25 protein-coding genes are annotated in these 17,554 nt (G+C 68.0%); 19 read left to right on the forward strand and 6 right to left on the reverse strand.

The window, feature by feature from the left end; all coding sequences use genetic code 11:
- Positions 1 to 10 precede the first annotated feature (10 nt).
- Complete coding sequence (locus SK571_RS40715; RefSeq protein WP_319989458.1) at positions 11 to 1,159, forward strand: PucR family transcriptional regulator; 1,149 nt, start codon at positions 11 to 13, stop codon at positions 1,157 to 1,159.
- Here SK571_RS40715 and SK571_RS40720 read toward each other — a convergent pair.
- Positions 1,113 to 1,958, reverse strand: coding sequence for an SGNH/GDSL hydrolase family protein (locus SK571_RS40720; RefSeq protein ID WP_319989459.1), 846 nt, complete (start codon positions 1,956 to 1,958; stop codon positions 1,113 to 1,115). The genes SK571_RS40715 and SK571_RS40720 overlap by 47 nt on opposite strands.
- 117 nt (positions 1,959 to 2,075) lie before the next feature.
- On the opposite strand from SK571_RS40720, the gene SK571_RS40725 reads away from it, so the two are divergent.
- The 3 genes from SK571_RS40725 (at position 2,076) to SK571_RS40735 (ending at position 4,251) form a co-directional block, all read left to right on the forward strand.
- Positions 2,076 to 2,816: an inositol monophosphatase family protein gene (locus tag SK571_RS40725; protein WP_319989460.1), complete on the forward strand. Its 741-nt coding sequence runs from the start codon at positions 2,076 to 2,078 to the stop codon at positions 2,814 to 2,816.
- On the forward strand, positions 2,813 to 3,487 hold the full coding sequence (locus SK571_RS40730) for an SDR family NAD(P)-dependent oxidoreductase (RefSeq protein ID WP_319989461.1): 675 nt from the start codon (positions 2,813 to 2,815) through the stop codon (positions 3,485 to 3,487). Before SK571_RS40725 ends, SK571_RS40730 begins: the two co-directional genes overlap by 4 nt.
- A gap of 221 nt (positions 3,488 to 3,708) precedes the next feature.
- Positions 3,709 to 4,251, forward strand: coding sequence for a hypothetical protein (locus tag SK571_RS40735; RefSeq protein WP_319989462.1), 543 nt, complete (start codon positions 3,709 to 3,711; stop codon positions 4,249 to 4,251).
- A 305-nt stretch (positions 4,252 to 4,556) separates the two neighbouring features.
- On the opposite strand, the gene SK571_RS40740 is transcribed toward SK571_RS40735, so the two are convergent.
- From SK571_RS40740 to SK571_RS46520, 5 genes are all read right to left on the reverse strand, one after another.
- Positions 4,557 to 5,063 carry a hypothetical protein gene (locus SK571_RS40740; protein ID WP_319989463.1) on the reverse strand — a complete coding sequence of 169 codons (507 nt, stop codon included), beginning with the start codon at positions 5,061 to 5,063 and terminating at the stop codon, positions 4,557 to 4,559.
- Entirely contained in the window at positions 5,063 to 5,629 is a 567-nt protein-coding gene (locus SK571_RS40745; RefSeq protein WP_319989464.1) for an RNA polymerase sigma factor, read from the reverse strand. The genes SK571_RS40740 and SK571_RS40745 overlap by 1 nt, the downstream gene beginning before the upstream one ends.
- A gap of 503 nt (positions 5,630 to 6,132) precedes the next feature.
- Complete coding sequence (locus tag SK571_RS40750; RefSeq protein ID WP_319989465.1) at positions 6,133 to 6,906, reverse strand: hypothetical protein; 774 nt, start codon at positions 6,904 to 6,906, stop codon at positions 6,133 to 6,135.
- Between the two features lie 64 nt (positions 6,907 to 6,970).
- Positions 6,971 to 8,230 (reverse strand): helix-turn-helix domain-containing protein, encoded by a 1,260-nt coding sequence (locus SK571_RS40755; protein ID WP_319989466.1) that lies wholly within the window; start codon positions 8,228 to 8,230, stop codon positions 6,971 to 6,973.
- 144 nt (positions 8,231 to 8,374) lie between these two features.
- Positions 8,375 to 8,782 carry a GntR family transcriptional regulator gene (locus tag SK571_RS46520; RefSeq protein WP_406602104.1) on the reverse strand — a complete coding sequence of 136 codons (408 nt, stop codon included), beginning with the start codon at positions 8,780 to 8,782 and terminating at the stop codon, positions 8,375 to 8,377.
- Between the two features lie 489 nt (positions 8,783 to 9,271).
- Here SK571_RS46520 and SK571_RS40765 point away from each other — a divergent pair, with 489 nt between their 5' ends.
- From SK571_RS40765 to SK571_RS40835, 15 genes are all read left to right on the forward strand, one after another.
- Positions 9,272 to 9,589 carry a hypothetical protein gene (locus tag SK571_RS40765; RefSeq protein WP_319989468.1) on the forward strand — a complete coding sequence of 106 codons (318 nt, stop codon included), beginning with the start codon at positions 9,272 to 9,274 and terminating at the stop codon, positions 9,587 to 9,589.
- Positions 9,589 to 10,065, forward strand: a complete 477-nt coding sequence (locus SK571_RS40770; RefSeq protein WP_319989469.1) for a Pycsar system effector family protein — start codon at positions 9,589 to 9,591, stop codon at positions 10,063 to 10,065. Before SK571_RS40765 ends, SK571_RS40770 begins: the two co-directional genes overlap by 1 nt.
- A 2-nt stretch (positions 10,066 to 10,067) precedes the next feature.
- The gene (locus tag SK571_RS40775) at positions 10,068 to 10,502 is read left to right on the forward strand and encodes an RRQRL motif-containing zinc-binding protein (RefSeq protein ID WP_319989470.1); all 435 of its coding nucleotides are present in this window, start codon (positions 10,068 to 10,070) and stop codon (positions 10,500 to 10,502) included.
- A complete protein-coding gene (locus tag SK571_RS40780; protein ID WP_319989471.1) occupies positions 10,499 to 10,903 on the forward strand; it encodes a RapZ C-terminal domain-containing protein in 405 nt (134 codons plus the stop codon). The genes SK571_RS40775 and SK571_RS40780 overlap by 4 nt, the downstream gene beginning before the upstream one ends.
- Entirely contained in the window at positions 10,900 to 11,277 is a 378-nt protein-coding gene (locus SK571_RS40785; protein WP_319989472.1) for an HIT family protein, read from the forward strand. Before SK571_RS40780 ends, SK571_RS40785 begins: the two co-directional genes overlap by 4 nt.
- Positions 11,274 to 11,450 carry a hypothetical protein gene (locus SK571_RS40790; RefSeq protein WP_319989473.1) on the forward strand — a complete coding sequence of 59 codons (177 nt, stop codon included), beginning with the start codon at positions 11,274 to 11,276 and terminating at the stop codon, positions 11,448 to 11,450. Before SK571_RS40785 ends, SK571_RS40790 begins: the two co-directional genes overlap by 4 nt.
- Before the next feature lie 313 nt (positions 11,451 to 11,763).
- Positions 11,764 to 12,516 carry an NUDIX domain-containing protein gene (locus SK571_RS40795; protein WP_319989474.1) on the forward strand — a complete coding sequence of 251 codons (753 nt, stop codon included), beginning with the start codon at positions 11,764 to 11,766 and terminating at the stop codon, positions 12,514 to 12,516.
- 19 nt (positions 12,517 to 12,535) lie between these two features.
- On the forward strand, positions 12,536 to 12,736 hold the full coding sequence (locus SK571_RS40800) for a hypothetical protein (RefSeq protein WP_319989475.1): 201 nt from the start codon (positions 12,536 to 12,538) through the stop codon (positions 12,734 to 12,736).
- A 105-nt stretch (positions 12,737 to 12,841) separates the two neighbouring features.
- Positions 12,842 to 12,997 (forward strand): hypothetical protein, encoded by a 156-nt coding sequence (locus tag SK571_RS40805; protein WP_319989476.1) that lies wholly within the window; start codon positions 12,842 to 12,844, stop codon positions 12,995 to 12,997.
- A gap of 35 nt (positions 12,998 to 13,032) precedes the next feature.
- On the forward strand, positions 13,033 to 13,173 hold the full coding sequence (locus SK571_RS40810; RefSeq protein WP_319989477.1) for a hypothetical protein: 141 nt from the start codon (positions 13,033 to 13,035) through the stop codon (positions 13,171 to 13,173).
- Between the two features lie 45 nt (positions 13,174 to 13,218).
- Positions 13,219 to 13,437: a hypothetical protein gene (locus tag SK571_RS40815; RefSeq protein WP_319989478.1), complete on the forward strand. Its 219-nt coding sequence runs from the start codon at positions 13,219 to 13,221 to the stop codon at positions 13,435 to 13,437.
- Between the two features lie 166 nt (positions 13,438 to 13,603).
- Positions 13,604 to 13,855 carry a hypothetical protein gene (locus SK571_RS40820; protein WP_319989479.1) on the forward strand — a complete coding sequence of 84 codons (252 nt, stop codon included), beginning with the start codon at positions 13,604 to 13,606 and terminating at the stop codon, positions 13,853 to 13,855.
- Positions 13,852 to 14,166 carry a hypothetical protein gene (locus SK571_RS40825; RefSeq protein WP_319989480.1) on the forward strand — a complete coding sequence of 105 codons (315 nt, stop codon included), beginning with the start codon at positions 13,852 to 13,854 and terminating at the stop codon, positions 14,164 to 14,166. The genes SK571_RS40820 and SK571_RS40825 overlap by 4 nt, the downstream gene beginning before the upstream one ends.
- Positions 14,163 to 15,290, forward strand: a complete 1,128-nt coding sequence (locus SK571_RS40830; RefSeq protein WP_319989481.1) for a hypothetical protein — start codon at positions 14,163 to 14,165, stop codon at positions 15,288 to 15,290. Before SK571_RS40825 ends, SK571_RS40830 begins: the two co-directional genes overlap by 4 nt.
- Complete coding sequence (locus SK571_RS40835; protein ID WP_319989482.1) at positions 15,287 to 17,551, forward strand: ATP-binding protein; 2,265 nt, start codon at positions 15,287 to 15,289, stop codon at positions 17,549 to 17,551. The genes SK571_RS40830 and SK571_RS40835 overlap by 4 nt, the downstream gene beginning before the upstream one ends.
- The last annotated feature ends 3 nt before the right edge of the window (positions 17,552 to 17,554 follow it).

Below are 17,554 nucleotides of genomic sequence, written 5' to 3' on the forward strand. Positions count from 1 at the left end.
CAATCACCGGATGTCCTACGTGATCGGCGGACGACCGCTGGCAGCCCGGCTGGTCGCGGAGATGCCGTCGTACGTGCGGCAGGTGATCGCGTCGCTGGTGGAGCGCGTGCCCGCATACGCCCAGCTGCCCGCGGAAGAGCTCGCCGGCGACATCTACCGCGTCACCGAGCACGCCCTGCGCGCCTTCGCGGCCGTGCTGGCCTCGGGTGAGCTGCCCTCCTCCGACGAGCTGCGGTTCCTGCGCGAGTCGGCGGCGCGGCGGGCCGAGGAGGGCGTGCCGATCGACGTGGTGCTCACGGCCTACCACGTGGGCATCCAGGTCGTGTGGGAGACGCTCGTGCCCGAGGCGCGTCCCGAGGAGGTCTCGGACGTGCTCGCGCTGAACGCGTTGGCGCTGCGGTACCTGCAGCTCGTGACGCCCGTGGTGAGCGCCGGGTACCTCGACGAGCGCCAGACGATGTTCGACGACGAACGCTCCGCGCGGGCCACGTTGCTGACCGGGCTGCTCGCCGGAACCGTTGAGGCGCCCGGACCTTACGTGGTGCTCGCCCTGGACGTGCCGCCGCACCCCGACGAGCTGCTGGCCGGGGTGGACGCGGCGGTCGCGTCCCGGCGGAAGCTGCGCCGGCTGCGGACCGAGCTGGAGCGGCACAGCCGGGAGCCGGTGCTGTCGTCGCTCACGCCCGACGGCGGTCTCGCGCTGCTGCCCGGCGAGGACCTGCCGCTGGAACGGATCGTGGCGGACGTGGCGCGGGCGTCCGGGGTGTCGTTGACGGTGGCGGCGGTCGCGGCCCCACCCTCTGGGGTCGCGGCCGCCGCCGTGCTGGCGCGCGAGGTCCTTCTCGTGGCCCGCGGGTCGGGACCTGGCCTGTACCGGCTCACCGACGTGCTGCTGGAGTACCAGCTCTCCCGGCCGAGCGCCGCCTTGGAACCGTTGGCGGCCATCGTCTCGCCGCTGACCGACGAACTGGTGCAGACCCTGGAGGTCTACCTGCGGCGGGGTTCGCGCAGGCCGGCCGCTTCAGAGCTGCACGTGCACCCGAACACCGTGGACTACCGGCTGCGGCGCGTCGCGGAGCTGACCGGACTGGACCCGACGCGGATCGAGCACGTCACGCTTCTGACGGCTGCGCTTGCTGCGCGGCGCGCGCGACCGTAGCGCCGAAGGCCGCCATCCCGGCCGCGTTCGGGTGCAACGGCGCTGCGATCGTCGTCGGGATCAGTCCTTCCAGGTACCGCTCGGACGGCCTGGCGCACGTGTCGTGCCCGACGCTGACCGCCGCGAGGTCCACGTAGGTCGTACCGCGCTTCTCGGCCTCCGCCTTGGCCGTGGCGCTGAGCAGGTCGACGGAGCCCTGCAGGTAGTCGGCGTCGCGCGCCCAGATCGGCTGGACCGGGTAGCAGCCGCCGGGGCGGATGTAGGTGCCGTAGCCGGTGACGAGGATCTTCGCGTGCGGCGCCCGGCGCTTGACCTCGTCGAGGGCCGCGCCGAACTCGGGCGCCCACGCGGCGATGGCGGCGGCGACCTGGTCACCACCGGCCGTGAGCCGTGCCTTGCAGGACAACCCGGCGGGTTCCGGCAGGAGGTTGATGCAGCCGAGCGCGGTCTGCACGAGCCCCACGTCGTTGCCGCCGATCGTGATCGACACGATGTCGGTGGTGGACTTCAGCGCTTCGTACTGGGGCTTCACGAACCCGAACTGCCGCCCGGCGAAGTCGTCGGTCTTCGCCCCCGAGCACGTCACGTCGGTGAGCGTCGCGCCGAGGATCTTGGCCGCGACCTGCGGGTAGTTGTTGTTGCTGCTGCGCAGGCACCACAGCGCCGGGTCCTGGTTCGGGATCAGCGGTCCGGCCGCCGCCGAGTCCCCCAACGCCACGTAGTCGAGCGTGTCCGCCTGTGCGGTGCTTGTTCCGGCGACCAACATCGCCACGACAGCCAACCCGGCCACGATTCGCATTCCGATCCTCCAACGTCGTTGTCAGGTCAGCTCATCGTGGTGGCTCAGGTCACTGGCGCGCGTGGGACGTTGCCCAGAGTCATCCGGTCGTGTTTGTGACCGATCACAATGGGTCTCGTGACTCCCGGGGAACTCCTAGATCTGGCCGCGCAGTCCTGCGTCGACGCCGCCAAGCTGCTGCACGACGTCCGCGTCGACGTCTCTTCGAAGGGCGCGTTCGACCAGGTCAGCTCCGCTGATGTCGAGGTCGAGGCGTTTCTGCGAGCCGCCTTGCTCGCGGGCGCGCCCGGCTCGGCGGTCGTCGGCGAGGAACTGGGTTCCGATACTGCTGCCGTGACCTGGTTCGTCGACCCGATCGACGGCACGCGGAACTTCGTGCGCGGCCTGCCGCTGTCGTGCATCTCGGTCGCCGCGGCGGTCGACGGCACGCTGGTCGCCGGTTGCGTGCTCGACCCGTTCCGAGACGAACTGTTCAGCGCAGCCGCGGGTGTGCCGTTCACCGTTCAGTCGTCCGGCCTGGTCATCACTCCCGGCGTGAGCCCGCGACCGTTGGTGCTGACAGACATCCCGCTGCCCGGCAGCCCGTACACCGGCGAGATGGACCTCCTGACCGACCTGTTGGCTCTGGCCGACGTCCGCCGCGTCTACTCGACGGCCCTGTCGCTCGCCTGGGTGGCTGCGGGCCGGGCCGATGCCGCGGCGAACATCGGCGTGTTCCCCTGGGACGTGGCCGCAGGCGCAGTGCTGGTCCGCGAGGCGGGCGGCGAGTTCCGCCCGGTGGCCGCGAACGCCTTCGCCGCCGGCCGGGGTGAGATCGTCGACTGGCTGGCCTCACGAGTGGAAGGCGTCGTCACGTGATCGACCTCAGCGGCAGGGTGGTGCTGGTGACCGGCACGATCGGCAACGGCATCGCCCTGCGGTTCCTGGACGCGGGCGCCTCGGTCGTCCGCCACCGCAGCCTCGAGGACGGCGACCTCCGCACCTCGGCTCAGCGCGTGGTCGACGACGCTTTCGCCGCACACGGCAGGCTCGACGCCGTCGTGAACAATGCCGGCACCCAACCCGTGGAACCGTTGCCGGACATGACGTCCGCGCAATGGCAATCTGTCGTGGACACCAACCTGCTGGGCCCGTTCGCGGTCACCCAGGCCGCTGTCCGGCACCTGCCACCCGGCGGCTCAGTCACGCACATCGCGTCGATCGAGGGCAAACACCCCGCACCGGGCCACGCCCACTACGCCGCCTCGAAGGCCGCGCTGATCATGCACGCGCGGGCGGCCGCGTTGGAGTACGGCCCGCGCGGCATCCGCGTGAACACGGTCTCGCCGGGCCTGATCTCCCGTCCGGGCATCGAATCGCAATGGCCTGAGGGCGTCGCGCGGTGGCAGGCCGCCGCGCCGTTGGGTCGTCTTGGGACGCCGGAGGACATCGGGGACGCGTGCGTGTTCCTGGCTTCGGACATGGCCCGGTGGATCACCGGGCACGACCTCGTGGTCGACGGCGGCGTGACGGCCCGCCCGACCTGGTAGACACCGCCGAATCCTCTCCCCCGCAAATGGGATAACTGCGCGGGGAACAGTTGCACAGCACGTAGATTCGACATTCGCAGCGATTTAGCCCGATTGCCGGACTGCGCCACCGATGAAATCTTGGCTAGATTCGGAGCTGCCCGCCCATACGGAGGCGGACACTCTGGGGGAAACAAATGAAGAAGCATCACGGAGCGGCCGCGGCTGTCGCACTGCTTTCCTTGAGCACCGTTTTCTTCGCGACGAACGCCGTCGCCGACACCGGAAAAGATCAGGTTCGGCACTGCGTCGTGGAGGCCACCCCGGCCACCGCCGACAAGGCCGCGCCGCAGGTCACCAACACCCCGGTGTGCTTCGACAGCATCGGCGCGGGAGTCGCCCACGCGACCGGTGGCGCGGTCAGCGCGAAGGCGGCCGCAGGCGTCGACTCGCCTGACGAACTCGCCGCACTGATCGACTCGACCGGAGGCAAGGCCGCCGACAGCGTCGTCATCGGCATCTTCTACGACTCGAACAACTTCGGCGGCGGTGCCATCTACACCGTCACCGCCGCAGGAGACTGCTCTGGCGGGCAGAGCTGGGTCGTGAACAACGTCGGCGACGCCGTCAATGACGACATCGCCTCCGGGAAGAGCTACTCCCTCTGCAGTCACACGGTATGGGAGCACGCGTTCCAGTACGGCGCGAGCTACGGCCCTCGAATCACTTCCGAGAGCTACGGAGTCCTGGACGAGGAAATCACCTCGCTGTCCTTCGCCAACTAGTAGAGCGTCGCGGCTCAGTTGTGCTCCGCTGAGTCGGGCGGGCAGGGTACGAGGCGGTCTGGCCGCGCTCTCACGTTAGGTCGCCGCTGAGTTGGCGGTAGAAAAGTACTGGCGCAAGCGTTTGCCGATCACTCCAACTACCGCCAACTCTGCAGGTGGCAGCCACGAGAGCGCGATTTTCACGATCGAAGCGCGGCCACTGTCGGCATCACTCCCACCCGTCACCATCCAAAAGATGGCTGCGACGCTCTACTGGCAGCGCTTCGGGGTGAGGGTGTCGGGTCCGGCGCACGGCTCCGACACCCTCACCCCGCCAGTGGTGCGAAGCCTGCCGCCGAGCAGGCCTGCGTGCCGGTGCCCACCACCACGACCGCGTGGCCGCCGCTCTGGTCGACACAGGCCACCAGCGGCGGCACCGGGTGGGGGCCGGCCTCGTTGGGGTCAATGCCGGCGGGTGGGCTCACCACTCCCTCGACGCCACGTTGCAGCAGCCCTGTCCGCCACAACGTGGTGCAGAGGTCCATCGCGACCGCAGGCTCGGGGAGCCGGCCCTCCGGCGACGCGTGAGCCGCGAAAGTGCCCGGAAGAGATCGTCCGTTGTCAGCGACGGCGCGGCATTCCACGCCTGACGAATCGGTCACCGGAAGCGCGGCCACCACCGCGGCCGCACCACTGCCGACCACCACGAGTGTCGCCGCCACCGTGACCATGATCCTTTTCCGCCGCCGCGCGCGGCTGGTGATCACACTCTGCGTTTCACGCCACGAATTCGCGGTGTCGAATTCCTGCATCCCGTCGAACAGCGACTGCATCAGACATCTCCTTCCCGGCAGTCGAGACCCTTTTTCTCCAATTCACCACGGAGCCGTTCTTTGGCCCGGCTCAACCGCGACCGGACCGTGCCCACCGGAACTCCCAACTCCCGCGCCGCCTCCTCGTAGGTGTAACCCTCGATGAGGCAGAGTGCGACCACCGCGCGTCCTGCGGCATTCAGCCTGTCCAACGCATCTCGCACCGCCGCGTTGTAAGTCGCCCAACCATCCCGGTCCGCCGCCGCGGCCGCCCGGTCGATGAGTGCGTCACGACGACGCAGCGACCGCAGGTGGTTGCGCGCGGTGTTACTTGCCGTGACGATCAGCCACGGCAACAACCCGTCGGGACCGGCGGTGATCTTGTTCCTGCGCAGCCAGGCCGTGAGGAACACCTGGTTGACCGCTTCCGCGGCCTCGGCGTGATCTCCGATGCGCGCATAGCAGTGCCGGTAGACGCGCGGCGCGTGACGGTCGTGAACCGCCCGGAAGGCGGCCATGTCGCCCGCGCGAACCCGCGTCCACAGCTCCGCGTCCGAGTCGAGCCCGGCGTGCACGTCGTTGCTCACACCAGGAGATGTCCGGCGCCACCCGGGAGAGTTCCAGCGTGGCTGACTTTTCACGGATCCCTCCCGGCACACGACAGCGGATGACGCTCGTGACGAAGACCACACCGATTGGTACACCAGCGCCGACCAGGCCGACAGCCGGAGACGTCGCGCTCTCGTGCGTGGGTCGCGCACCCCGACGATGCACTTGACCTGCCGCTACGACGGTTGTTCAAGATCACTCTGATCGGCGTCGCCAGGCCTGATGAGCATGATCCACATGTGGTTACTCTCCGGCTGCTCTCCGCACATCGTTCGGAGGTGGCGACCTCGGCCGAACGGGTCGGCCGGACAGACCGGAGGAGCGGCGAAACACCTGCTCAGGCACCACGAGCTGAGGTGATTTCAGGTGGTGCCCCCGACGGGATTCGAACCCGTACTGTGATCCTTTTAAGAGGCTTGCCAAAGGACGCACGGCAGGCTGTTGACCTGCCGTTTCTTGCCGTCAGGCACCCCTTGGCGAACTACTTCGCCGCCACTTCACCGCTGAGTCCGCCGACCACGGTGGCAAGAGCCGCGTCGTCGTGGCGCTTCGTCCGTGGGTACCGCTCCCCGTACGGATCGTCGACCTCGATCGACCGCACGTGCCCGATAAGGCCGGCCGGACCGAGCTTGTCCAAGAGGTCCAGGTACTCCGCCCACGCGTAGATCTTCATCTGGTCCACAGGACGCGTGACGCCGTCCGACATGACCGCAGCCCGACTGACGTCCTTACGGGGGTACGACTTCACCACGGCATGCCGAGCAGCTTCCGGAAGAGCCGCGGCTACCCACCATCCCCCCTCGCGGTTTCGAGTAGCCGTCTGGTTGGCCACCAATGCTGCCAGCGCGGCGTCATGTTCAGGCGTGTTGAACTTCATTCCCGCAACCGCCTCAGGCTCGGTTCCGGACAGATCCTCAATTCCGAGGTCGCACGTGATCTGAGGGCCATCAGTGGTGTCAATGGCGACAGACACATCGGACAGCGCGAGGGTGTCAACGGTCTCTTCACCGATACGCAGGATTCCCACAGCCGCGCACGGAGTTCCTGGATCGCTGAGGTCACAGGTGTCGGCGTGCTGTGCCACGACGGCAGCAATGCCTTCTTCGAGTCCAAGCTGGAGCGACTTCTCAGGTGATCCGACCAGCGCGGCCATGGTGCGCGCTCCGAGCTGCTGCGCGTACCACGTGACACCGTGAGTGCAGCCGCCGAACGGAATACCAGCGCCGTCGATGACGACGGCAATCGAATCGGTCACGATTACAAAGTCTTGGTTCGGCCGACCGGGCGCGGAGTCCGTTGCGATAGCGATCACCGTTGCACTACCTTCCGTCGCTCTTCTGTGCATCTAGAAGCATCTCACGAACCCGTACAACTTCAGGCTCTTTGGCCCAAGGTGCCAACTGGACAGGAATTATCTTCTCCAGGTCAGCGAAGGTTCTAGTTGAGCCAGTAGCCAATGCTATACCTAGCGATTCTTCGATCGCGATGCAGGCGTCAACAGGCTCTCCCGCTAGGGCGCACGCCTGTGCCAGCCGCGCAAGGTAGTTGCCGCGGTCCCGGTGATAGTTGCTCGGCAAAGACCTGAGGACGTCCCTGAACGCGCTGACCGCGCTCTCTGCTCTTCCAAGCTCAAGCTGACACTTAGCATTGGTTATCTTCAGATAGAGGCCAGGCTCGCAGTAGCGACCGACAGACGGATCACCGTCAGGAAGAATACTGTTCCCCAAGTCAGTCAGGAGCACCGCGGAGTCCAAAGCGCGATCAGTCTCGCCGTGATTTCCTGAGATGGCGTGACCTATTGCCTCGGTTTGAGCAGCAAGCGCACGCACGCGAGCAGTCCTCACAGATTTGTCCCGCTGCGCCATTCTTGCCAACTTTGCCCCGTAGTGCGCGTCGCCTTCTCCGATCGACTGGACTGCGCGCCGCGTCAGGACGAACGCGCACATCCGCTCATCCCCCGCCGCATCAGCCATTTCATACGCATGGTTATACCAGCGCGTCGCGCTGTAAAGGTCGCCACTGTCATGACTAAGCCATCCCGCAAATTCAGCGTAACCCGCCTCAATCGCAAGTAGCTCATCCATTGCCTTGCCGGTAACTTGTCGCCGTAGCGAGTTAACAGTACTGACGTGTGCGGTAATCACCGGCAGCAGAGCGCGGGGACCGATCAGATTGTCAGCCAAATACTGGTTATGAAGATTCGAACGCAAATACGCGATCGTGTCACTGGTCGGCAATCCAATCTCGTGACGCGGTAGCGGAGCGCTCGTGGTTGGCACCACGAGGACGGATTGAGCATCTTCGCCAGACACGCCGTCAGCAGCAACGGCCGACACCCCCGAACCAGCTTGCGTTGCGAGCAGCGCGAACCGTGCCCGTTGCCCCTCAGTTGCGCGCTCAAGCACGACATCCAGAAGCTGTTGAGTTGCGAGCGCGGGAACGAGCCCAGGATTCGCCTCCCACTTCCCCACGACGCGTGTGGACATGTCGAGCTTGTCTGCCAGCTCGTCCATCGTCATGCGAAGCGCCATGCGTAGCGCGCGAACGAGCCCACCGGTCCACTCACCTACGACGTCCACACGTCACCTCCTCCCCCGAGGCCCGCCGGCCGATATCTGATCCTGGGCGATCAGGTTCTAGTTCGGTGCTTGTCCAGTTCCTGTCCCGTTCATACCGCATCTTCGAGTTCAGCGTTTGACTTAGCGGCATCACAAACCCGCAGGTCAAGGGAGATGACGATGAGCCGCAACCGCACCGAGTCGGTCAAGTACGTCGGCCAGTTCGCCATCAACACCGATAACCACGTCACCGACCTGCCGAAGCCTCGCACGCAACTCCTCGACCTTCGCACGGAGTTCGCGCAGCTCCTGTTCCGTGCCAACGTCACCGCTGCGGTCGCGGACGAACGCCCCAGCGTTCGTCTTGATCTCAACCCATCCCTCTTCACGCAGCAGACGGATGCCGGCCATTGCCGTGTTGACCGCTACGCCGTGCTCCGTCGCTAGCTGCCTGTAGGGCGGAAGTGGCTTGCCAACCTCGTACTGACCCCGCGCGATGCCCTCGCGAACGGAGTCGGCCACCCGGCGGCTCGCGGGTCGCTTGTCGTCTACTTCCGCACTCTGATCAGCCATAACGCCAGATCTTACCTCGATGTCTTACGACACCTGTTGACGTTTGAGACATCCGTGCGCTAGCGTCTGCGACGTACGAGATGTCTTAAGACATCGCAGCTCAAAACTTACAGGCCCGATGCGCAGGACCGGACTTCATGTCGGACACCGCCGCCGCAGGTCTTGTTCTTTGACAACTCAACAGGGTCAGCAAAACCCGCACCCCTGGCAGCACGTCGGGCTTCACGGCCTGGCGCAAGCCCGCAATGACCCGCGCAGTTTCTGCGCGGTGAGCGACGTGAGGCATTGGACGCCAATGCCAGGAGATCCACGGCCGAGGCTGACCCCTTGAGAGAGCACTCAAGCCCGTTTCGAGTGCCGGTTCCTCATCGTTCGCGACTTGTCCGGCCGATGAGGCTCCGGGACCCAGCGGTCTTCAACCCCTGCGGAGACGCCTGTTTCCGCAGGTAGGCGCTTCCCTCTGTTATTTGCAAAAGCAAAGGATTCTCCATGTCTGAAGTCAAGAGCACCATGTCCCCGCTCGCCGCGTTCCGCCTGGCCGAAGAGCAGGCCTGCGGCGGCTACCTCAAGGCCCGTAAGGCGATGGTCCGTCTCGCGGCGCAGGTCGCCTCGATCGCTCAGCTGGTCAGGGAGCACCCGAGCCGCGCCGACTACCGCACCGTGCTGGGGCAGTTGGTGGGCAGGCAGCTCGACGCCGAGCAGCGCACCCGCCTGGCCTACCAGCGATGGCAGCGGGCGCAGGTCCGCGCTGACGCGTTCTGGGCCGCCACGAACAAGGCCGGTTCGCCGGTGCTGGTGGCTGCCTGATGAGCGAGCACAGTGACAAGGTCGTGGCTCGGGTCGAGCAAGCCCACACAGACGTCGCCGACCAGCTGCGCCGCGCGGACACCAAGGCAGCGTCGATGTTGCCGCTGTTCGGCGGGTTCCTCGCTGGTGTGGTGGCGTTGGCGCGCGGTGGTCTTCCGCCTGTGGCGCAGGCGCTTCTGTGGCTGGCCGCGATACCGATGATGGTCAGTGTGCTGCTGCTGTTGTCAGCAGTGCGTCCGCGCAGCGTCGAGGGTGCGCGGTTCGGGTTCGCTCGCTTCGCGGGTCTGGTGGAACGTCCGTCCGAGCTACTCGAGCAGTTCGAGGCGGAGGAGTCGGCAACGGCGCAGGCGGTCGATGTGTGCCGGTTGTCGGTGATCGTGCGGGCCAAGTACGCCGATGTGCGCAGGGCGATCGATCTGTTGATGGTCGGGGTGCTGCTGTTCGGCGTGGCGATGGCAGTGACGGCGGTGTTGTAGCCGTGGGCCGCCGCCAGTACCCGTGGGTGCTCGCCACGGTGGCGTGGTCGGACGCCCAGCAGTACACGCGCGGCACCCTCGACGGGTTGCCGCTGCTCTCGCACGGTTGCGCACCCCGCGATGTGCTGGCCACTCGCCGCCAGCTGCGGGCGCTGGGCCTGCGTCCTGGCGGGGCTGACCCGGTCGCGGTGCTCTACGGCCGCCACAACCGTTCCAAGGCCCGCTGGTTCGCCAGCCTCTACCTCATCGCCCGCGCGGTGCCGGTCCGGCCGATGACGCCGGCCAAGCACACCGCGCTGGCCAAAGCCAACCTCGCGCGGCGCATCTGCCGCACCTGCGGACGGGACCCGCTGTACGTGCTGCCCCGTAGCACCCGGCAGTGCTGGCCCTGTTTCGAGCTGACTCACGACACCGACGACCTGACGGAGGCCGCGTGAAGAACACCGTGTCGTACCAACTGCTGTCGTTCAGTTACCTGCACAACCAGGTGCCCGACGCGGACCTGATCATCAACGTGCGCAAGACCCTGCACGACCCGTCCGCACTCAACGCCGAACTGGCCGGACTCGACGGCCGCGACCCCCGAATCCAAGAGATCGTCATGAGCCATCCCACTGCGGAAGTGGTGGCAGACATGGTGGTCCGGTACGTGGACACGATGTCGTTTCAGGACCAGTCGTGCACGGTCGCGATCGGGTGCAGCCACGGCCGTCACCGGTCGGTCGCGCTGATCGAACGGATCGCCACTGTTCTCAACACCTACAACTACCCGGTCGTGCAGCGGCACCTGCGGTTGGAGCTGCTGGAGAACCAGCCCGGCCGGGGCGGTGAACAGTGACAGCGAAGCTGCTGTTCGAGCCCGGCTGTGTGTTCTGCCAGCGGGTGGTGGCCGGAGAGTACGACGAGGGCGACCGGGACGCGGTGATCTTCGCGCCGCACCATCCGGTCACGCCGGGGCACCGGCTGATCGTGCCCCGCCTGCACGTCACCGACGCTGCCGACGACCCGGACATCACCGCGGCGGCGATGAGGCTCGCGGCTGTGTACGCGGTGCGCTGCGGCGGGGACTTCAACCTCATCACCAGCCGCGGTTCCGCCGCCACGCAGACGATGTTCCACCTGCACATCCACTTCGTGCCCCGGCGCGAGAACGACGGGCTGACGCTGCCCTGGACCGGGCAGCACACGCCAGACAGGCCGGTGACGTCATGAGCGTGTCGTTCGTGAAAGCGCTGCCGCACACCGTGCGGGACTGCCCGGACGGCTGCGACCTGCCGACGGTGCAGGTCGATCCCGGGTTCGGTGATCCGGTCTGGGTCCACGCCGGCACCTACGAGTACCGATGCCCCCGCACGTCCCAGAACGAAAGGTCCCGCCATGCCTGAGCCCGTGAACGTCACCTGGTGCACGCGATGCGGCCACCAGCTCAAAGCAAAGGCTGACCTCAAGTGCATCTGCCCGAGCTGCAAGTGCGGTCCCGCGAACGCGAAAGCCGGATGGGAAAAGCGGCAGAAGAAGTGACGTCGCCCTGGTCCGGCGGCTCGAACCGCCAAGCACGCACCGCCGGACCAGGTTCACCACCTCACACGGTCAGCTAGGACCGAGCGCAGGCCCGCACAGTGTTCCGCACACACGTGCGCGCTGGCAAAGCGCGAACTCCCCTTCGAATCCACCTCGACCCGAAAGGGCCTGTTTGCCATGCCCAAGAACAAGCTCACGCCCGCCGGTATCCCGGTCCCCGAGGACCTGCGGCCGTGGTCGACGTCGTGGCCCTCCTACACGCCTGTGGACATCACCCCGCCCGAGCTGACCCGCAAGGGCCTGCCCGCCAGCGTCGCCGAAGGCTGGGCCGAGCCCGCTGTGACGCCCGAGGACGTGCGGGACTGGCCCGCCCGCGCGGCCATGGCGCTGGTGCCGTTCACGTTCGACGCCTACCGGTGGCCGCTCAACCCGACCGGCCGCACCGGCAAGACCGGCCGCAACCTCGGCAAGTGGGGCGAGAACTGCGCCGCCGACCCGATCGTCGTCGCCGGAGACCTCGACCGCGACAGGGAACGGTGGGTGCTGCTGATCCAGCGCAGCGACACCGGCCAGTGGGCCATCCCCGGCGGCATGGTCGACCCCGGCGAGACGGCCCCGGCCGCGCTGGTGCGGGAACTGCGCGAGGAGACCGGCGTGGACCTGGCCGGCCACACTCCGACGATCCTGTTCACCGGCTACGTCGATGACCCGCGCAACTCCGACCACGCCTGGATCTGCACCACGGCCGCGCTCTACGAGCTGGAGCACATCGTGCTCGCGACCGGCGCCGATGACGCCCTGGCCGCCGCCTGGTTCCCGTTCACCGACCTGGGCGCACTCGCCGACGGCCTGGACAAGGCCGGCGGGCGTCTCTACGGCGCGCACCTGCCGCTACTCACCGCGGCTCTGCACCACTTCGACCAGGCCTGACTCGTCAAAGGAGCCAACCATGGATCTCAGTAAATCCAGCAAGCTCGGTCACTTCCGGCACTCCGTCGTGATGACCGGCACGTGCCGCAACTCGTCGTGCCGCAGGTTGCTGAAGGTGCCCCACAGCTTCGACGCCCCGATGGGATGGATCGGCACGGTGACCGACTCCGTGACCTGTCACTGCGGCGTCAAATCCCCTGTCAGGGCGCACTCCGGCTGACGCCACTTCTCACCCGCCCTGGTCCGGCGGCTCGAACCGCCAAACACGCACCGCCGGACCGGGTTCCACCACCTCACCCGATCACCACACCGAGAAAGGCACGCCATGTTCAGCATCAGCAAGGTCGGAACCAAGTCCAGCGCCACCCACTGCACCGCGCCGACCGGCCGCAACGGCAAGCACTGCGGCAAGCGCCTGCGCCAGAGCGACGGCGCGGTGTGCAGCAACTACAACTGCCAGCTCTACGCCGCGTGCCGGTAGCCCTCCACATCAGACAGTCCGGGGAGGACACCGCCATGAGCACCGTTGAGGAGCTACGGCGCCTGCTGGGCGAGATCGCCGACACCGCAAGCCCTGAGGCCGCGAACGTGATCCGCCAGCGCATCGCCGACATCGAGCGCGACACCGTCGCCCGGTCACACCAGCAGCGTCGCTGAGCACGCCATGAAACCCAGCCACAGCAGAGGAAAGGGCCAGCTGCCATGAAGTCGGAGCAGATCCGCACGGACAAGGTCAACACACTGATCACGGCGATCAGGGAGGAGTCACACGCGGACTTCCTCAGCACGTCGGGGCACCAGCGGCACATGGAGGCCGCCGAGGCGACCACCCGCAAGCGCCGCACGATCGAGAGCAACTGCACCAAAGCCGAAGTGCGGGCAGCGTGGGACGAGGCCGAAAGCCGCGGATACCTGCCCTGACCCGAGTGACGTTTGTGGCTCGAAGCCCTAGTGACGTTTCCGTCCTGGACGCTTCCGTCACTCCCACCGGCACATCCCACCCCAGGCTGGGCGGCTCGAACCGCCAACACCGCACCGCCCGCCTGGGGTTCTCGCCACCCACCTCACAGACAGGACCCCATGTGTCATGCCGTCCACCACGAATCCCGTTGCTGCTACCCGGTTGTCGCTGCGCGATGTCGTCACCGCGATGTCAGCCCGTTGCCCGTCCATGAGCGCCAGGCCCGATGAGGTCGCCGCCTGGTTCGCGGACGGTGTCGCGCTGCTGCGCCCGATCACCTGCGACCGCACCCACCCCGAGCACGACGACGCGTGCGTGCTGGCCGCGAAGTACTCCGCCGACGCCCGCGCTGCCCGCACGAACGGGGCGACGCGATGACCGACGAACCGACCCTGTTGCTGCTACTGCTGGGTTCCAGCCTCGCGTTCGTGTTCGCGGTGCTGCTGTGGAAGCTGCTGGTGCTCACCGGCGGCATCGCCGCGGCGCAGTGGGCGATCGTCACCGGTTTCGCCGACCAGCCCGCCGTGCAGGCCGCCGCCTACGCGCTGCCCGCGCTGCTGGCCGCGTGCACGCTGCTGTACCTGCCGCGAAAGGCCGGCGGCTTCACGCGCGGCCCGTTCCCTCGTTCGCACACCTCGTTCAACCCGCGCCGTCGTGCGGGCCGCATCCGTTGGGAGGCAATGGCATGAGCAGCTGGGCCGAGAACCGCCGCGCCGACCGCGTGGCCGCCGCCGAGCAGGCACGCGAAGACCGCCGGATGCTGCTGGAGCAGCGCCGCACCGACCGCGACCACACCGCCCGCCTGCAGGCGGAGGCCGACCAGGCCGCCCGCGACCGCCGCGCCGCCGCGCGGGCCAAGCTCACCGGCTGGGTACGTGCGCACGTGCTGGACCTGATGTTCATCCCGGTCATCGTCGTTCCGGCCGTGCTCGCCTGGACGGCCATGGCCGTGTACGGCGTGAAGATTTTCGGCCCGGCCGGTGTGCTGCTGCCGCTGTTCTCTGAGGGCGCGATGTGGGTGTTCGCGTTCGCCGTGCCGATGGCCGCCCGCGCCGGGCGGGCTACGGCGTGGCTGCACACCGGCACGTGGGTGTTCGCCGCGATCGCCGCGGTGCTCAACTTCGTGCACGGCGCCGAGCAGCCCGGCGGCATCGGGCACGGCGTGGTGATGGCGCTGGTGTCCATCGGCGGTGTCGTGGTGCACCAGCTGGTGCACGCCGCGCCGATGCGCGCCCGCCGCACCGCCACCGAGCGTGCCGCCCGCAAGGTCGAGCGCGACGCCCACAAGCGGCTGCACCGCGTGCGCCGCGCCGCCGTCCGCCAGGCCGTCGCGAACGTCGCCGCTGATGGCACGGCCACCCTGGTCTACCGGCCCGGCACGTTCACCCTGCGCGGCGGGTTCGGCCGCGCCCGCCTGGTCTCCGCGACCGTTCCCGGTCTTCCCGTCGACGGGCTGGGAGCCGAGCTGAGCGAGGGCCTGGCCGACGAGATCACCGCCTACCTCGCCGCCCTGCCCGCCTCGGACGTCACTCCGTCCGGGAAGGGCGCGCAGGGTCTGGGAAGAGGGCAAACGCCCGACACCATGCCCGCCGTGGACGTCCCGGTGGAGATCGCGGACAAGTTCGGCGGCTACGTCGCGCGGGTCCGCGCGGCGATCGACAGCGGGCGGCTTCCGGCCTCTCCGAGCAAGGACGCGGTGCGCAAGTTCCTCAAGATCCGCGCCATCTACGCGGCGGCCGTTTGGCAGGCCGCCACGACCAGTGACCGCGACAACGGCCCCGACGACGACGGCCGCCAGGAGGTGAAGTCATGACCACTCTCGACAACACACACCCCGACCGCGACGACGAGCAGGACGCGACGGTGTACGACCTGTCCGCGCACCGCGCCGCGCCCGCACTGCCGCCCGGTCCGGGCAGCGTGATCGAGCCGAGCGACGCGATCGAGGGAGAGGTCCTCACTCCCGAGCAGTCGGCCGAGGTCGATCGGCGGCTGGCCGCTCAGCAGGCCCGCCGTGCCGCCGTGGCGGTGGTCCGCCGGGGCCGCAGCGTGGCCGTGCACACGGTGCGCGTGGCGCGCGATGAGCGGACCCGCAGCGTCGCCAAGGCAGTGGGCCGCAACGTGTTCGTCTACGTCCCTGCGGGCGCGGCGAAGGTGACACGGCGGGTGTGGGAGTCGCGGACGTCCTCGCGCTACGAACGGATGATGCGCCAGGCCGAGCTGGCCGGTGACCTCGCGGCCGTCGCCGACTGGGAGGCCCGGCGCGAGGCCGAGCGCGACCGCCGGCACCGCCGCCGCCAAGACCTGATGCACGCACCCGTCGCAATCGCGCGCGCCACGGCCGTCAGCCTCGTCACCGTCACGGTGCTGCTGCTGATCCTCGGAATCATCCTGGCTGTGTCCACCGGAGAGTTCGCGCAGGTCATCGGGCCTATCCGGGCCGTGATCGACGCGATTGCCTGGCTGATGTGGCTGGCATCGGTGCTGGTCCTGCCGCTGGCCGTGGCCGTGCCTGCGGTGGGTTTGGGCGTGCTGTGGAACATCGGCCGTAAGGCCGACGTTCCGACCTGGCTCGCCCCGGCCCGCCAGGTGCGCGACAACGCCCCGCCGATCACGCCGTCCATCGTGGTCAAGGCCCTGCGTGACCTCGGGGTGCGGGAGCTGCGCAAGGCCATTGACGACATGGGCGACGCGGGCGCGGGGATGCTCTCGCCGATCGTGCTGGCCGGTTGCGGTGTCGAGCTGGAGGTGTCGCTGCCTTCGGGTGTGTCCACGAAGGACATCACCGACCGGCATCGCCGCCTGGCGGAGAACCTCAACCGGCACGAGCACGAGGTGTTCATCACCATCCCGGTCGCCGCCCGTACCGTGCGGCTGTGGATCGCCGACCCCGGCGCCCTGGACGAGCCGATCGGCCCGTCTCCGCTCGTGCTGGACGACACCATCACCGCGGATCTCTACACCGGCCGCGCACCGTGGGGTCAGGACCTGCGCGGTGACCTGGTCGCGATCGCGTTGCTACAGCGGCACTTGCTCATCACCGGTCTGTCCAACCAGGGCAAGACCGCCGCGCTGCGAGCACTGGCACTGTGGCTGGCACTGGACCCCACGGTTGAGCTGCGCATCGCCGACCTGAAGGGCATCGGTGACTGGCACATGTTCACCGACCTGGCCACCACGATGATCGCCGGGCCGACTGACGAGCACGTCATCGCCGCCACGCTCATGCTCGAAGCCGGAGTGGAGGAGATGGAACGCCGTCTCGCGGCGGTCGATCCCGAGGTGCACAAGAACGGTGTCACCCGCGACCTCGCGCGCTCCGGCGAGGGCTTTCACCCGCTGTTCTTGCTGGTGGATGAGGCACAGCAGGCGTTCATGTGCCCCGCGGTCGGCGACGACAAGCGCCCCTACGGTGGTGCTAAGAGCACGTCGCGGTACTTCATGGCTGCCCGCAAGCTGCACAACCAGGGCCGCGCGGTGAACGTGATCCTCTGGCAGGGCACGCAGAACCCCACCGACCAGAACCTTCCCAAGCTCGTGCGGGAAGGCGCGCACATCCGCGGTTCGCTCGTGCTCGGTACCGAAGCCGAATCCCGCATGGCGTTGGGAGACAAGGCAGTCAACGCCGGAGCGGCACCGCACAAGCTGCGCCAGGGCATGGACAAGGGCACGCTCGTGGTCGCCGGGGACGGCGTGCCACTCGCGGCCGGCCAATCCTCGCTGACCATCCGCACCAACTTCATCGACGGTGAGCAGGCGACCGTCATCGCGGAGCGGGCCAAGGCCATGCGCGCCCCGGTCACCAGCAGCACCGGCGACACCGCACCGGCGCGGGACTTCCTCGCCGACCTTGCTCAGATCATGGGCGGTGAGGTGCGCGTCCGCACAGAGGTCATCCGTCAGCGGCTGCGCGAACTGCACCCCGGCACCTACGAGGGCATGACCGCGGGCGACCTCACCGCCAAGCTCACCGCCGCCGGGATCGAGCCCTACAAGACCAGCGGAGTCATGCACGTCCGCACCGCCACCGTCCACCAGGCGATCGCGGAGCGTGACGAAAACGATGGTGAGTAGGGC

It is taken from the genome of Lentzea kristufekii, from assembly GCF_033949925.1.
Classification (GTDB): domain Bacteria; phylum Actinomycetota; class Actinomycetes; order Mycobacteriales; family Pseudonocardiaceae; genus Lentzea; species Lentzea kristufekii.

Bases quoted from the DNA above. Each gene is read 5' to 3' on its own strand.
- SK571_RS40795 (WP_319989474.1), top strand. From the start codon at position 11,764: ATGCCCAAGAACAAGCTCACGCCCGCCGGTATCCCGGTCCCCGAGGAC.
- SK571_RS40815 (WP_319989478.1), top strand. From the start codon at position 13,219: ATGAAGTCGGAGCAGATCCGCACGGACAAGGTCAACACACTGATCACG.
- SK571_RS40835 (WP_319989482.1), top strand. From the start codon at position 15,287: ATGACCACTCTCGACAACACACACCCCGACCGCGACGACGAGCAGGAC.
- SK571_RS40720 (WP_319989459.1), bottom strand. From the start codon at position 1,958: ATGCGAATCGTGGCCGGGTTGGCTGTCGTGGCGATGTTGGTCGCCGGA.
- SK571_RS40770 (WP_319989469.1), top strand. From the start codon at position 9,589: ATGAGCGAGCACAGTGACAAGGTCGTGGCTCGGGTCGAGCAAGCCCAC.
- SK571_RS40825 (WP_319989480.1), top strand. From the start codon at position 13,852: ATGACCGACGAACCGACCCTGTTGCTGCTACTGCTGGGTTCCAGCCTC.
- SK571_RS40830 (WP_319989481.1), top strand. From the start codon at position 14,163: ATGAGCAGCTGGGCCGAGAACCGCCGCGCCGACCGCGTGGCCGCCGCC.
- SK571_RS46520 (WP_406602104.1), bottom strand. From the start codon at position 8,782: ATGGCTGATCAGAGTGCGGAAGTAGACGACAAGCGACCCGCGAGCCGC.
- SK571_RS40810 (WP_319989477.1), top strand. From the start codon at position 13,033: ATGAGCACCGTTGAGGAGCTACGGCGCCTGCTGGGCGAGATCGCCGAC.
- SK571_RS40740 (WP_319989463.1), bottom strand. From the start codon at position 5,063: ATGCAGTCGCTGTTCGACGGGATGCAGGAATTCGACACCGCGAATTCG.
- SK571_RS40820 (WP_319989479.1), top strand. From the start codon at position 13,604: ATGCCGTCCACCACGAATCCCGTTGCTGCTACCCGGTTGTCGCTGCGC.
- SK571_RS40800 (WP_319989475.1), top strand. From the start codon at position 12,536: ATGGATCTCAGTAAATCCAGCAAGCTCGGTCACTTCCGGCACTCCGTC.
- SK571_RS40805 (WP_319989476.1), top strand. From the start codon at position 12,842: ATGTTCAGCATCAGCAAGGTCGGAACCAAGTCCAGCGCCACCCACTGC.
- SK571_RS40765 (WP_319989468.1), top strand. From the start codon at position 9,272: ATGTCTGAAGTCAAGAGCACCATGTCCCCGCTCGCCGCGTTCCGCCTG.
- SK571_RS40715 (WP_319989458.1), top strand. From the start codon at position 11: ATGTCCTACGTGATCGGCGGACGACCGCTGGCAGCCCGGCTGGTCGCG.
- SK571_RS40790 (WP_319989473.1), top strand. From the start codon at position 11,274: ATGAGCGTGTCGTTCGTGAAAGCGCTGCCGCACACCGTGCGGGACTGC.